The sequence below is a fragment of the Streptomyces sp. NPDC002144 genome (genome assembly GCF_053593695.1).
The window spans coordinates 1-13,112 of the sequence record NZ_JBSFDB010000012.1 but is presented as its reverse complement, the minus strand read 5'-3'; the positions used below and the strand labels follow the sequence as shown (position 1 = coordinate 13,112).

Genomic DNA, 13,112 nt, shown 5'->3' with positions numbered 1-13,112 from the left:
AAGGAGAGCACCCATGGGCAGCATCAGAGTCGGCCGAGCCCAGGCCAAGCCCGACTCGACCGGACACGTGCCCGGCATGCACCAGGGCAACATCGGGCCGTACGACGACCAGACCGGGCATCACGAGGACGGCACCGCCGACGCGCGCCGCTCCACCGGGATCCATTGGAAACGGCACGACGCCCTGCTGGACGTCATGCCGAACATCCCGCCGGGATGAGGAACAGCAGGGAGCCGGAATGAAGGTGCAACGAAGTGGGAGCGCACAGGACGGGACGTCGGGACGGCGGCTGCTGATGGCCGAGGCCGTCCTGGCCGGCGCGGTGGCCCTGGCGGTGTTCGTCCGGGAGTTCCCGAGCCTGCGGCGCGAGATGCGGATCTACCGGATGGCCGGCGGCCTGCGCGCGGGCCACCGGTATCCGTGAGCCGGCCGTGCACGAACTGTCGATCGCGACCGCGATCATCGAGCGGGCCGACGAACTGGCCCGTGCGGACGGGACGGACGCCGTCGCGGCGGTGACCGTGCGAGTCGGCGAGCTGTCGGGAGTCGTCCCCGACGCGCTCGACTTCGCCTTCGAGGTGGCCCGCGACGGCACTTCCCTCGCCGCTGCCCGGCTCGTGGTCGAGCAGGTCCCCGCGCAGGCCTACTGCGGCCCGTGCGCCGAGGAGTTCCCGGTGGGCATGCCCCCGTTCTTCTGGTGCCCGCGCTGCGACCGCCCCTCCACCGAGCTGCGCAGCGGCCGGGAACTGGAGATCACCGGGATCGAGGCCCGGAGCTGACAGGAGCGGGGCCCCGCCGACACCCATGAGGTCGGTGGGGCCCCGCTCGCGTCCGAGGTCAGCAGATGCGCGGCAACTGCTCACCGAGCGGCAGGTCCACCACCCGGGTGCCGCCGAGTCCCGTCGCGACCACGACCATGCCGGGGTGGTCGGCGACGCACTCACCGATCAGCGTGGCGCCGGCGCCCTGCGGGTGGGCGCGCATCGCCGCGAGGACGGCCTCCGCCTCCGTCGGCGGCACGAAGGCGACCAGCCGGCCCTCGTTGGCGACGTAGAGCGGATCGAGCCCCAGGAAACCGCAGGCGTTCGCGACCGCATCCGGCACCGGAATGGCCCGCTCCGTGAGTCGGACACCGGTTCCGGAGGCGCGGGCGATCTCGTTGAGGGACGCGGCCAGACCTCCGCGGGTGGGGTCGCGCAGGACGTGGATGTCCGGGGTGACCGCCAGCATGGACGCGACCAGGTCCGCCAGCGGCGCGGTGTCGCTGGCCAGCTCGACCCCGAACTCCAGCCCGTCCCGGACACTCATGATCGCCACCCCGTGCAGGCCGATCGGCCCGCTGACGATGACGGCGTCACCGGGCCGCGCCCGCTGGGGCCGGATGTCCACCCCGTCCGGGACGAGCCCGACCCCGGCGGTGGTGACGTACACGCCGTCGCCGTGCCCGGACTCCACCACCTTGGTGTCGCCCGTGGCGATGGTGACCCCGGCGGTCTCGGCCGCGGCACCCATGGCGCGCGCGATCCGTTCGACGACGGTCAGCTCCACGCCCTCCTCCAGGACGAAGGCGGCCGACAGGTAGGCGGGCCTGGCCCCGCTCATCGCCAGGTCGTTGACGGTGCCGTTGACCGCCAGGTCACCGAGACTGCCGCCGGGGAAGAACAGCGGCCTGACGACATAGGAGTCGGTGGAGAACGCCAGTCTGGCGCCGCCCAGTTCGAGGACGGCGGAGTCGGCGAGGCCGGCCAGGGTGGCGTTGCCGTACGCGGGGACGAAGACCTGCTCCATCAGCTCCGCCGACAGCGCTCCGCCGCCGCCGTGCCCCATGACCACGACGGGCTGGTCGCGCAGGGGGGCCGGGCAGCTCCAGTTCGCGGGGTCGACGGTTTCGACGAGATCAGCCAACGGGGTTCATCTCCTTGCCCGCCGCCCCGGCCGCCTGCGGCGTCGCGGCGTTCATCCGCCGGTACAGGTAGTACGCGGCGCAGGCGCCCTCGCTGGAGACCATGGTGGCGCCGAGTGGGGTGCGCGGGGTGCAGGTGGTGCCGAAGGCCGCGCACTCGGTGGGCTTGATCAGCCCCTGGAGCACCTCGCCGGCACGGCACTCGGCGGGCTCCTCGGTGCGGATGTCGGTGACCTGGAAGCGGTGCTCGGCGTCGTACGCGCGAAACGCCTCGGTCAGCCGCCAGCCGCTGTCCGGAATGGGCCCGATGCCGCGCCAGTTCCGGTCGGTGACCTCGAACACCTCCTCGATCATGCGTACGGCGGCCGGGTTGCCGTCCTCGCGCACGGCACGCGGGTAGGCGTTCTCCACCCGGTGCTCCCCGCGCTCCAGCTGGCGCACCGCGCGGCGGATGCCCTCGAGGATGTCCAGTGGCTCGAAGCCGGTCACCACGAGCGGTACGCGGAACCGCTCGGCCAGCCGCGGGTACTCGGCCGTGCCCATCACGCTGCACACGTGCCCGGCGGCCAGGAAACCCTGAACCCGGCAGGACGGCGACGTCATGATGGCCTCGACGGCCGGGGGCACGCGGACGTGCGACACCAGGAGGCTGAAGTTGGTCAGGCCGAGGCGGCGCGCCTGGTGCACGGCCATGGCGTTGGCGGGGGCCGTGGTCTCGAAGCCGATGGCGAAGAACACCACTTGCCGATCCGGGTTGCGGCGGGCGAGCTCGAGGGCGTCGAGCGGTGAGTAGACCACCCTTACGTCGCCGCCCTCGCCCTTGACGCGGAACAGGTCCCGGCCGGTGCCCGGCACCCGGAGCATGTCGCCGAAGGAGCAGAAGATCACCTCCGGACGCGAGGCGATCTCCAGTGCCTTGTCGATGACGTCCAGCGGGGTGACGCACACCGGACAGCCGGGGCCGTGGATCAACTCAACCTCTTCGGGCAGGAGTTGGTCGATGCCGTGCCGGATGATCGAGTGGGTCTGGCCGCCGCACACCTCCATCAGGGCCCAGGGCCGGGTGACGGTGGAGCGGATCTCGTCCAGCAGTCGCCGGGCGAGGTCCGGGTCGTTGAACTCGTCGATGTACTTCACGCGGTTCCCGCCTCCTTCGCCGCCTGCTCCCAGGCGTCACCGAACTCCTCCTCCAGCAGCCCCAGTTCCTCGAAGAGCTGCAGGGAGGCCAGGGCCGATTCCTCGTCCAGTCGCTGGAGCGCGAACCCGACGTGGACGATGACGTACTCACCCACGCGCACGTCCGACACGTATTCCAGACATGCCTGCTTCTGCACACCGCCGAAGTCGATCAGCCCGGTGAGCGGGTCGGCACTGTCGTCGATCGAGACGACCTTGCCGGGCACTGCCAAACACATGGGTCACTCCTCCTGTCGTTCGTGCGCCGCGACCACGAGTTGTCCAAGGGCCAAACCGCCGTCGTTCGGGGGGACTTCGCCGTGCCGCAGCACCGCGAAGCCGTCCTGGGCGAGAAGCCGCGCGCACTCCTCCTCCAGCAGTGCGTTGGCGAACACCCCGCCGCTCAGCGCGACGGTCGCCACTCCGGTCTCCCGGCGAGATCGCCGGCAGATCTCCGCCACGGCCCGCGCGACGCCGCGGTGGAAACGCGCGGCGAGCACCGGGACCGGTGTGCCGCGACGCAGGTCGGCGACGAGTGCGCCGAGCACGGGCGCCGGGTCGCACAGGCCGGAGGCCAGACCGAAGGCGTACGCCGTGTCGTCGGCGTCCCGGGCCGCGGCGGCCGCGGCCTCCAGCTCCAGGGCGGCCTGGGCCTCGTATCCCGCGCGGTGACACACACCCACCAGGGACGACACCGCGTCGAAGAGCCGGCCCATGCTGGAGGTCGCCACGCAGGCCACTCCGCGCGCCAACTGGCGCTCCAATACACTCAGTTCGGCGGGTGCGCAGGCGGCGACGCAGGGCAGGTCCGGCTCCCACGCCAGCCCCGCGGCCCACAGCCGGGCCAGGGCCAGCCGGCAGGGGTTGGCCACCCCCGCGTCACCGCCGGGCAGCGGGGCCGGGGCGAGGTGGGCGAAGCGGCGGTGGCCCCTGTAGTCGGCGAGCAGGAACTCGCCGCCCCAGACGGTGCCGTCGTCGCCGTAGCCCGTGCCGTCGAAGGCCACGCCGATCACGGGTTCGGAGCCGTCGAGACCGTGCTCGGCCATCGCCGAGGCGATGTGCGCGTGGTGGTGCTGCACGAACACCGGTGCCGAGAGGGGCAGTCGGGCGGCGCGGCGACGGGCCCAGCGGGAGGAGTGGTAACCGGGGTGCCGGTCGGCCGCGACGAGCTCGGGGGTGACACCACTGAGCCGCCGCATGTGTCCCTCGGCCCGCTGGGCGGCCTCCAGCGTGGTCAGGTCACCCATGTCGCCGATGTGCGGGCCCAGCCAGGCCTGGTCGCCCTCGCCGACGCAGAGCGCGTTCTTGAGGTCGCCGCCCACCGCGAGCGCGGGCCGCACGGCGACCGGCAGGCGCAACGGGTGGGGCACATACCCGCGGGAGCGCCGCAGCACCTGCTCCGTGCCGTCGGCGCGCACCCGCAGCAGGGAGTCGTCGCACGGGGAGGCGATGACCCGGTCGTGGGCGAGCCAGGCGTCGGCCAGCCCGGCGAGGCGGGTCAGCGCCTCCTCGTCGTCCGTGACGATGGGTTCGCCGGAGCGGTTGCCGCTCGTCATGACCAGCACCCGAGGGCCCGGAGGATCACCGGGCAGGCCCAGCAGCAGCGTGTGGACGGGCGTGTAGGGCAGCATCACACCGAGGTGCGGGCTGCCCGGGCAGACACCGGGCGCGAGGGGGAGGTCCGCGGCCCCCGTCCGCCGGCGCAGCAGGACGATGGGGCGGCGGGGGCCGGTGAGGGCCGTCCGCTCGGCCGCGGAGACCTCGGCGATCCGCTCCACGGTGTCGAGGTCCGCGCACATGACCGCGAACGGCTTGCCGCCGCGCTCCTTGCGGGCGCGCAGTGTGTCGACGGCCCGTGCGTCGGCGGCGTCGCAGGCCAGGTGGTAGCCGCCGAGGCCCTTGACGGCGAGGATCCGTCCGGCCGTCAGCACAGCCCGCGCCGCCGCCAGGGCCTCGCCGTCCCGTGCGGGGCGCAGTCCGTTGCCGGGGGCCGGCACCAGGCGCAGCCGGGGGCCGCAGTCCGGACAGGCGACGGGCTGGGCGTGGAAGCGGCGGTCGGCGGGGTCGCCGTACTCCCGTGCGCAGGCGGGGCACATCGGGAAGCCGGTCATCGTGGTGAGGGCCCTGTCGTAGGGCATCCCCGTGGCGATGGTGAAGCGGGGGCCGCAGTGGGTGCAGGTGACGAACGGGTGGCGGTGGCGGCGGTCGGCCGGATCGGCCAGTTCCCGCAGACAGTCGGCGCAGGTCGCGGTGTCGGGCGGGAGCTGGGTGCGGCCGGAGGAGTGTTCGGTGGCACGGATGGTGAAGGGGTCGTCGACGCCGGTGACGGGCAGCTCCTCGACTCCTACGGCGGTGACGGTGGCCAGCGGCGGGGGCTCGGCGGCCAGCCGGTCGCAGAACCGGGCGACCTCTTCCGGCGGGCCCTCCACCTCGATGAGGACGCCGCTCGCCGTGTTGCTCACGAAGCCGGAGAGCGCGAGACCGGTCGCCAGACGGTGCACGAACGGGCGGAAGCCCACGCCCTGCACGGTGCCCCGCACGGTGACGCGACGGCGCACCGCCTGTGCGGCGGGCGCGGTCACGAGACGCGGCCGGCCGTGAGGCCGGGGTCCTTCCGCACATGCCGGTGGGGGTGCGGGGCGAGGGGCGGACGGTGCGCGGGAGCCCCGTCCCGCGCGGCGAGCACCCGGTCCAGTACGGTGCCGACGCCGTCGCCGTCCCGGGCGCAGGACCGGACGACCTCCACCCCGGGGTTGACCCGCTGCACATGGGCGAGGAAGGCGGCCTCGTCGAAACCGGCGGCCTCGGCCAGGTCGGTCTTGGTCAGCACGACGAGATGGGCGGAGCCGAAGGCGGTGGGGTACTTCAGCGGCTTGTCCTCGCCCTCCGTCACCGCCATGAGCACGATGCGCAGACTCTCGCCGAGGTCGTAGGAGGCCGGGCAGACGAGATTGCCGACGTTCTCCACGAACAGCACCGCGGTGTCCTCGGGCAGCCAGTCACGCACATGGGCACTCAGCTGCCGGGCCTCCAGATGGCACAGCCCGTCGGTCAGCAGCTGTTTCACGGGCGCCCCCGAGCGGGCCAGCCGCTGGGCGTCGTTCTCGGTCGCCAGGTCGGCGGTGAGCGCGGCCACCGGGACGCGCCGCTCCACCGCGAGGGCCAGCACCCGTCCCAGCAGCTCCGTCTTTCCGCTGCCCGGGCTGGACAGGAGGTTGACCACGCCCACCCCGCGCCGGGCCAGTTCCTCGCGCAGGCTCGCGGCAAGGCCGTCGTTCTTCGCCAGGACGGCCTGGGTGACGTCCTCCATGGACTCGCACATGGGCGGTGCTCCTCGCGGTCGGTGTGGGGGAGGGACCGGGATGTCGGTGCGTCACCGATCCTCGACGCCGCCGGCCACCGGCAGCGGCAGCCCGGCCGCGGACGGGCCCGTGGATTCGTCCGGGCGGCTCAACGGAGGTGTGGCCAGGGGGTCGGCGAGCAGCGCAGGGACCAGGGTGTGCAGGGCCTCGACGGCTCGCTCGACCGCCTCACGGACCGTCGCGCTGACGCCCGGGGCGATGTCCTCGTCGCCGATCGGCCGCAGCTCGGGCTCGCAGGCCAGGACGAGGACGCGCGGCAGCGGCTCGTCGCCGAGGTGGGCGGCCAGGGCCAGCACCTTGGCCGGATCCATGCCGTGCGCCTCGGGCGGGGCGGCGCCCTCGCCGCCGTCCGGGAGGTCCGGTTCGATCAGCGACAGGGTGCCCGGCCGGTGGCCCCGCACGGCCGCGTCGACGAGGACGGCGATGTCGTAGCCGTCGAGCAGTTCGTACGCGAGATCCAGGCCGCGGATGCCGAAGTCCCGCACCCGCACCTCGGCGGGGAGCGGCCGCCGGTCCAGGGCGCGGATCACCTCGGGGCCGAAGGCGTCGTCGGCGAGGAAGATGTTGCCGACGCCGGCCACCAGCAGGCGGGTGCCGGACCCGGTCACCGGTCACCCCCGGCGACCGGCTCGCCGACCGGCGGGAGGGGCCGGGCCGAGCCGCCCGGCAGCTTGCGGACGAAGGCCGAGCGCAGGGCGTGGTACGGGGCCCGCGCATCGAAGAAGATGGCGCGCATCCGGGCGAGTTCGGCCCGCCGGTGGTCGGAGAGCGGTCGTCGTTCCTCGTCCGCCCGGCGTGTCGCGGCCTTCGCGGCGATCTGCCGGGCGAGGTCCGGGGCACCGGCGAGCGCGGTGGCCAGCTTCTCGACCTCGGCGGCGAACGCCTGGGCCGGTACCGGCAGCAGACGGTCCACCATCCCGAGCCGTGCGGCGGTGGCCGCGCTCACCGGCAGCGCCTCGCTGGTCAGCCGCCGCGCGGTCTCGCCTCCGACGCGGCGCGGCAGCGTGTACGTCCAGAACTCCGAGCCGTACAGGCCCATCCGCCGGTAGTGCGGGTTGAGGACGGTGCCCGTGCGGCACCACACCTGGTCCGCGGCCAGGGCGAGCATGACGCCGCCGGCCGCCGCGTTGCCGCCGAGCGCCGCCACCACCAGCCGGTCGGTGGTGCGCAGGACCGCCTCGACCAGGTCGTCCATGGCGTTGAGGTTGGACCAGGACTCACCGGCGGGGTCGGCGGCGGCCTCGATGACGTTCAGGTGGATGCCGTTGGAGAAGAAGTCGCGGGATCCGCCCAGCACCAGCACCCGGCTGGGCCGGGTGAGCGCGTGCCGGTAGGCGGTGAGCAGCCTGCGGCAGTGGTCGGTGCTCATCGCCCCGCCGGGGAAGGAGAAGGTCAGGTAGCCGATGTCGCCGTGCTGCCGGTACCTGATGTCGGTCCAGGTCCTGCGGCCGGCGGGCAGCTCCAGCGGGGCCGAGACCTCCGGCAGCGACGGAGCGGAGAAGGCGGTGAGCACGGAGGCCGCGGGACGGCGGAACGGCGCTGGGTCGCCGGAGCTCTTACGGGGCCGCAGCTCCGGAATCCACACCGCGCCGTCCCGGGTGGCCCGGCAGACCGCCCCGGCGCGCGTGGCGAGCAGCTCGCCGGGGGCTCCGCGCAGTTCGTCCTCGGGTTGGCCGCCGTGCAGGAACACCTCGTGGCCGAGGAGTTCGTCCAGGACGCCCGGCTGCGAGTCGGCCCCACGGAGCTTGCGCAGCACCGTCCCGGTGCCGTCGTTCTCCCAGTCGATCCGGCGCCGCTCCTGGCGGAAGAAGTCGCGCGACAACACGCGGACCGAGGGATCGCTCTGCGGCTGCGGCTTGAACGCCCCCTCGGCGTAGCGCCGCACGGCCAGGCGGACGGCGGCCGCGGCGGCGTCCGAGACCTCGTTGCGGTACAGGTCGCTCTTGCCGACCGGCGCCGTAGGGAAGGACTCGGACGCCCACACGTCGCCCGCGTCCATGCCCGCCTCCGCCTGGAGCACCGTGACCCCCCATTCGGGCGCCTCCTCGGCGACGGCCCAGTCCAGGGAGGACGGGCCGCGGTCACCGGGCGGCCCCGGATGCACGACGAGGCAGGTGTGCGCCCGCCAGACGTCCTCCGGCAGCGCCGTCCTCAGCATCGGGGCGATGATCAGTTCCGGACGCACCTCCTGTACGGCGGTCCTGATCGCCTCGGTGCCGTGCGAGGCGAGAACGACGTCGACCCGGTGCCCTTCGTCCGACAGTTCCGCGTACACGCGCTGGGACAGGCTGTTGAACGCGCTGGAGACGAGCAAGATGTCCATGACGCGGCATGATTGTCGGTGTGCCCGGGGGCGAGAAGGACCCGGGCGGCGTTTCGCCGTCCTCCGCGGGCTTGCTTCCACCATCCGGAGCGCATCCGGGGTTCTCGGACGTCTCGCTGACCTCGGTCAGCCCGCCGTGCCGCACCGATGGACAGCGGCCAGCACCGGAGCCACGCCGTCCTCCTCGCGGATGCGCGCGCCCAGGTCGGCCGCGCGCCGTGCGAACGCCGGATCGCGGGTGGCCCGCATCAGGGCGGTGGCCAGGGTGTCGGCCGTCAGGCGGCGCAGCGGCAGGGCGCGGGGGGCGACGCCCAGGGCGACCAGGCGCGCGGCCCAGAAGCCCTCGTCGAACTGGATCGGTACCGGCACCGTCGGCACGCCGGCGCGCAGGGCGGCCGCTGTCGTACCGGCGCCCGCGTGGTGGACCACGGCGGCCATGCGCGGGAAGAGCACCGAATGGGGGACCTCATCGATCGTCAGCATGTCCGAGTCGGAGGCTTCGAGACCGGCCCAACCCCGCTGGATCACGCCCCGCAGCCCGGCCCGGCGCAGGGCGCGCACCACGGCCCCGCTCAGCCGCTCGGGGTCGGGCACGGTCGCGCTGCCCAGGCCGACGTACACCGGCGGTGGTCCCGCTTCGAGGAAGTCCCGTAGCGCGCAGGGGAGTTCGCTGTCGCCTTCGTACGGCCACCAGTAGCCGGCCACGGTGAGGCCCGCACGCCAGTCGCCCGGCCGCGGCACCACCAGCTCGCTGAAGCCGTGCAGCACCGGCCGCGTCTGCCGCTCCCGGGCCCGCCAAGCCGCTGTGGCGTTCGTAGGGGGCAGTCCCAGCCGCTGCCGTACGGCCGGCAGCGCCCCGGCGAAGACCTGCTCAACGGCCAGGGTCACCCCATGCCCGGCGATCCGGTTGCCCACCGCTCCGAGCGAGCGGACTCCGAGCATGGGCGGCCCGAACTCCCTTGTCGGGGCGAGCGGTTGCAGGGGAACGTCCAGATACGGCAGGGACAGGCCCTCGGCGACGGTGCGGCCGAGCGGGCCCACGGAACCGGACAGGAGCAGCAGCTCGCTCGACCGGGCGGCCGCCACCAGGTCTTCCGCCATGCGCCCGACCAGCGCCCGCGCCATCGCGACCACGCGTACCAGCTTGCCCACCCCGGTCGCGCTGCGGTGCAGTCCGCGTCCCCGTGCGGACTCCAGCTCGGCCCGCGGGTCGACGGGCAGGGGATGGAAGCGGACGCCCGAACCGGCCACCAGCGGCTCGAACCGGGCGTGGGTGACCAGGGTGACCTCGTGCCCGGCACGGACGAGGCCGTGCCCGAGGCCGGTGTACGGGGCCACATCGCCCCGGGATCCCGCCGTCATGATCGCTACGCGCACGACGGACAGTATGACGCCGTGTCAGGTCTCACCGCGACAACGACCCGTGCGGAACGGCCACTTCACCCCTGTCACATCCGTTGACTTCCCTCTTCCGGTGGCTCTACTTTCGGCGCGCGAAACGTTCGGTTAACCGATCCTCGTTCGGTATCTCGAATAAGCCTTGTGGTCTGCCTGAGATCCCCTCACACCGTAGGAGCCGCATGTTCCCCCCGCCGCACCCACTCCGCAGACATGCCCACCCGCGCCTCGGATCCGCCGCCCTACGGCTCCTCGCCCTGGTCCTCACCGCGACCGCGGCCCTCCTGTTCGCCGGTCCCGGCCCCGCTCAGGCGGCGACGAGCCGTCAGATGGCCGTGCCCACCGCCCCGATGGGCTGGGCCTCCTGGAACAGCTTCGCCGCGAAGATCGACTACAGCGTCATCAAGCAGCAGGTCGACGCGTTCGTGGCGGCCGGCCTGCCGGCGGCCGGATACCAGTACATCAACATCGACGAGGGCTGGTGGCAGGGCACCCGCGACAGCGCGGGCAACATCACCGTCGACGAGTCCGAGTGGCCCGGCGGCATGAGCGCCATCGCGGACTACATCCACAGCAAGGGCCTCAAGGCGGGCATCTACACCGACGCCGGCAAGAACGGCTGCGGCTACTACTACCCGACCGGCCGCCCCGCCGCGCCCGACACGGGCAGCGAGGGCCACTACGACCAGGACATGCTGCAGTTCTCCCAGTGGGGCTTCGACTTCGTCAAGGTCGACTGGTGCGGCGGTGACGCGGAAGGACTCGACGCAGCGTCGACGTACCAGTCGATCAGTGACGCGGTCACCAGGGCGACGGCCACCACCGGCCGTCCGCTCACCCTCTCGATCTGCAACTGGGGCAAGCAGAACCCCTGGAACTGGGCGGCCGGCCAGGCCCCCATGTGGCGGACCAGCACCGACATCATCTACTACGGCGACTCGCCCTCGATGTCGAACCTGCTGTCCAACTTCGACCAGACCCTGCACCCCCTCGCCCAGCACACCGGCTACCACAACGACCCCGACATGCTGATGGTCGGCATGGACGGCTTCAGCGCCGCCCAGAACCGCACCCACATGAACCTCTGGGCCATCTCCGGCGCCCCGCTCCTGGCCGGCAACAACCTCGCCACCATGACCTCGCAGACCGCCGGCATCCTCAAGAACCCCGAGGTCATCGCCGTCGACCAGGACCCGCGCGGCCTCCAGGGCGTCAAGGTCGCCGAGGACACCAGCGGACTGCAGGTCTACGGCAAGGTCCTGTCCGGCACCGGCAACCGCGCCGTCGTCCTGCTCAACCGCACCTCCTCCGCCCAGAACATCACCGTCCGCTGGTCGGACCTGGGGCTGACCAACGCCTCCGCGACCGTCCGTGACCTGTGGGCCCGCACCAACCTGGGCTCGTACGGCACGAGTTACACCACCAGCGTCCCGGCGGGCGGCTCGGTGATGCTCACCGTCACCGGCGGTACGGAAGCGGCGAGCAGCACCTACACAGGGACCGCGAGCTTCTCGGGCGTGGTCGCCGGCAACTCCGGGGTCAAGGTCGTGGACGTCGCCTACACCAACGACACCTCCACGGCCCGCACCGCGACCCTCCGGGTCAACGGCCAGGGCTCGACGACCGTCTCCTTCCCGCCCACCGGCAGCTCGCAGGGCACCGTCTCGCTGATGGTCGGCCTGTCCAAGGGCTCCTCCAACACCCTGGCCTTCACCGGCGCGCCGACCCTGTCGGACATCACGGTCCGCCCTCTACCGGGGGCCAACGGCACCCAGGCCGTCGGCAAGCAGTCAGGCCGCTGCCTCGACGTCTACAACAACACGATCACCAACGGCACCCAGGCCGAGCTCTGGGACTGCAACGGCGGCCAGAACCAGGCCTGGACGTACACCTCCCGCAAGGAACTCGTCGTGTACGGCGACAAGTGCCTCGACGCCTACAACCTCGGCACCACCAACGGCACCAAGGTCGTCATCTGGGACTGCAACGGCCAGAACAACCAGAAGTGGAACGTGAACAGCGACGGCACGATAACCAACGTCAACGCCGGGCTGTGCCTGGACGCGTACAACAACGGCACGGCCAACGGGACATTGCTGGACCTGTGGAGCTGCAACGGCGGCGACAACCAGAAGTGGACGCTGAACTAGCGTCGGCCTAGGTGCACGCCAGTACCACCAGACCCGCGGCCACGACTCCGGCGCAGGCCAGCAGCCAGCCGGCCAGCAGTCGGTTGCGCAGACCGCGGTAGGCCGCCTCGTACTCGCCCCGCATCTGACGGGCACGCTCCGCCGTGTGCTGCCAGGAGGCGCGGGCGAGTGCGAGGTACTCCGCCTCGAACCGCCCCTCCACCTCTTCCCGTTGGGCCCGGGTCAGCCAGTCGAGGGAAGCGCTGAAGCGGGCGGCGGCGCTTCGGCCCTCCTCCCGGGCGGCGGCGACCAGGAGGTGCCCCTCGATCTCGTTGAGGAGCGTCCGGGTGTCCTCGCTGCTCATGGAGCGGTCAACTCCCTCTCCGCAACCGGCGGCCGGCCGTGGTGGAGGTCGAACGCCGGGGACTCGCTGCGGATGCGGGGGAGTTGGACGAAGTTGTGCCGCGGCGGCGGGCAGGAGGTCGCCCACTCGAGCGAGCGGCCGTAGCCCCACGGGTCGTCGACCTCGACCCTCTTGCCGTACTTGGCCGTCTTCCACACGTTGTAGAAGAACGGGAGCATCGAGGAGCCCAGCAGGAACGAGAAGATGGTCGAGACCGTGTTGAGCGTGGCGAACCCCTCGGCCGCCAGGTAGTCGGGGATACGGCGCTGCATGCCCTCGGCACCCAGCCAGTGCTGGACCAGGAAGGTGCCGTGGAAGCCGGTGAACAGCGTCCAGAAGGTGATCTTGCCGAGCCGCTCGTCGAGCATCTTGCCGGTCATCTTCGGCCACCAGAAGTGGAAGCCGGAGAACATCGCG

The 13,112-nt window shown here is 72.5% G+C and carries 14 protein-coding genes; 4 read left to right on the top strand and 10 right to left on the bottom strand.

What is annotated here, in order from left to right:
* Nucleotides 1-13 precede the first annotated feature (13 nt).
* The 3 genes from ACWCQ1_RS19440 to hypA are packed head-to-tail and all read left to right on the top strand — an operon-like array spanning nucleotide 14 to nucleotide 780.
* Nucleotides 14-220, top strand: a complete 207-nt coding sequence (locus ACWCQ1_RS19440) for a hypothetical protein (protein WP_133043689.1) — start codon at nucleotides 14-16, stop codon at nucleotides 218-220.
* A gap of 19 nt (nucleotides 221-239) precedes the next feature.
* On the top strand, nucleotides 240-425 hold the full coding sequence (locus ACWCQ1_RS19435; protein ID WP_133043690.1) for a hypothetical protein: 186 nt from the start codon (nucleotides 240-242) through the stop codon (nucleotides 423-425).
* A 7-nt stretch (nucleotides 426-432) separates the two neighbouring features.
* Complete coding sequence (hypA, locus tag ACWCQ1_RS19430; protein WP_133043691.1) at nucleotides 433-780, top strand: hydrogenase maturation nickel metallochaperone HypA; 348 nt, start codon at nucleotides 433-435, stop codon at nucleotides 778-780.
* 58 nt (nucleotides 781-838) lie between these two features.
* Here hypA and hypE read toward each other — a convergent pair whose 3' ends face one another.
* The 8 genes from hypE to ACWCQ1_RS19390 all read right to left on the bottom strand — a co-directional run bounded on the left by hypE (nucleotide 839) and on the right by ACWCQ1_RS19390 (nucleotide 10,127).
* Nucleotides 839-1,906, bottom strand: coding sequence for a hydrogenase expression/formation protein HypE (gene hypE / locus ACWCQ1_RS19425; RefSeq protein ID WP_451026982.1), 1,068 nt, complete (start codon nucleotides 1,904-1,906; stop codon nucleotides 839-841).
* Entirely contained in the window at nucleotides 1,899-3,041 is a 1,143-nt protein-coding gene (hypD, locus tag ACWCQ1_RS19420) for a hydrogenase formation protein HypD (protein WP_358607819.1), read from the bottom strand. The genes hypE and hypD overlap by 8 nt, the downstream gene beginning before the upstream one ends.
* On the bottom strand, nucleotides 3,038-3,319 hold the full coding sequence (locus tag ACWCQ1_RS19415) for a HypC/HybG/HupF family hydrogenase formation chaperone (RefSeq protein ID WP_133043694.1): 282 nt from the start codon (nucleotides 3,317-3,319) through the stop codon (nucleotides 3,038-3,040). Before ACWCQ1_RS19415 ends, hypD begins: the two co-directional genes overlap by 4 nt.
* Nucleotides 3,320-3,322: 3 nt before the next feature.
* Entirely contained in the window at nucleotides 3,323-5,662 is a 2,340-nt protein-coding gene (hypF, locus tag ACWCQ1_RS19410; protein WP_451026981.1) for a carbamoyltransferase HypF, read from the bottom strand.
* A complete protein-coding gene (gene hypB, locus ACWCQ1_RS19405) occupies nucleotides 5,659-6,402 on the bottom strand; it encodes a hydrogenase nickel incorporation protein HypB (protein WP_358607814.1) in 744 nt (247 codons plus the stop codon). The genes hypF and hypB overlap by 4 nt, the downstream gene beginning before the upstream one ends.
* 51 nt (nucleotides 6,403-6,453) lie before the next feature.
* On the bottom strand, nucleotides 6,454-7,050 hold the full coding sequence (locus ACWCQ1_RS19400) for a hydrogenase maturation protease (RefSeq protein ID WP_358607812.1): 597 nt from the start codon (nucleotides 7,048-7,050) through the stop codon (nucleotides 6,454-6,456).
* Nucleotides 7,047-8,765, bottom strand: coding sequence for an enoyl-CoA hydratase-related protein (locus ACWCQ1_RS19395; RefSeq protein ID WP_451026980.1), 1,719 nt, complete (start codon nucleotides 8,763-8,765; stop codon nucleotides 7,047-7,049). The genes ACWCQ1_RS19400 and ACWCQ1_RS19395 overlap by 4 nt, the downstream gene beginning before the upstream one ends.
* A 126-nt stretch (nucleotides 8,766-8,891) precedes the next feature.
* Complete coding sequence (locus ACWCQ1_RS19390) at nucleotides 8,892-10,127, bottom strand: glycosyltransferase (protein WP_358607894.1); 1,236 nt, start codon at nucleotides 10,125-10,127, stop codon at nucleotides 8,892-8,894.
* A gap of 218 nt (nucleotides 10,128-10,345) precedes the next feature.
* On the opposite strand from ACWCQ1_RS19390, the gene ACWCQ1_RS19385 reads away from it, so the two are divergent.
* Complete coding sequence (locus tag ACWCQ1_RS19385) at nucleotides 10,346-12,313, top strand: RICIN domain-containing protein (protein WP_451026979.1); 1,968 nt, start codon at nucleotides 10,346-10,348, stop codon at nucleotides 12,311-12,313.
* Between the two features lie 7 nt (nucleotides 12,314-12,320).
* Here the strand turns inward: ACWCQ1_RS19385 and ACWCQ1_RS19380 are convergent, their stop codons facing one another.
* Nucleotides 12,321-12,656, bottom strand: a complete 336-nt coding sequence (locus tag ACWCQ1_RS19380) for a hypothetical protein (RefSeq protein WP_358607804.1) — start codon at nucleotides 12,654-12,656, stop codon at nucleotides 12,321-12,323.
* Nucleotides 12,653-13,112 (bottom strand): cbb3-type cytochrome c oxidase subunit I (locus ACWCQ1_RS19375; protein ID WP_358607801.1); only part of this gene is annotated, 460 nt, incomplete at its 5' end. The genes ACWCQ1_RS19375 and ACWCQ1_RS19380, both read right to left, overlap by 4 nt.

Coding starts and splice junctions, on each gene's coding strand:
- ACWCQ1_RS19440 (WP_133043689.1), top strand. CDS start 14: ATGGGCAGCATCAGAGTCGGCCGAGCCCAGGCCAAGCCCGACTCGACC.
- ACWCQ1_RS19435 (WP_133043690.1), top strand. CDS start 240: ATGAAGGTGCAACGAAGTGGGAGCGCACAGGACGGGACGTCGGGACGG.
- ACWCQ1_RS19415 (WP_133043694.1), bottom strand. CDS start 3,319: ATGTGTTTGGCAGTGCCCGGCAAGGTCGTCTCGATCGACGACAGTGCC.
- hypB (WP_358607814.1), bottom strand. CDS start 6,402: ATGTGCGAGTCCATGGAGGACGTCACCCAGGCCGTCCTGGCGAAGAAC.
- ACWCQ1_RS19395 (WP_451026980.1), bottom strand. CDS start 8,765: ATGGACATCTTGCTCGTCTCCAGCGCGTTCAACAGCCTGTCCCAGCGC.
- ACWCQ1_RS19390 (WP_358607894.1), bottom strand. CDS start 10,127: ATGACGGCGGGATCCCGGGGCGATGTGGCCCCGTACACCGGCCTCGGG.
- ACWCQ1_RS19385 (WP_451026979.1), top strand. CDS start 10,346: ATGTTCCCCCCGCCGCACCCACTCCGCAGACATGCCCACCCGCGCCTC.
- ACWCQ1_RS19380 (WP_358607804.1), bottom strand. CDS start 12,656: ATGAGCAGCGAGGACACCCGGACGCTCCTCAACGAGATCGAGGGGCAC.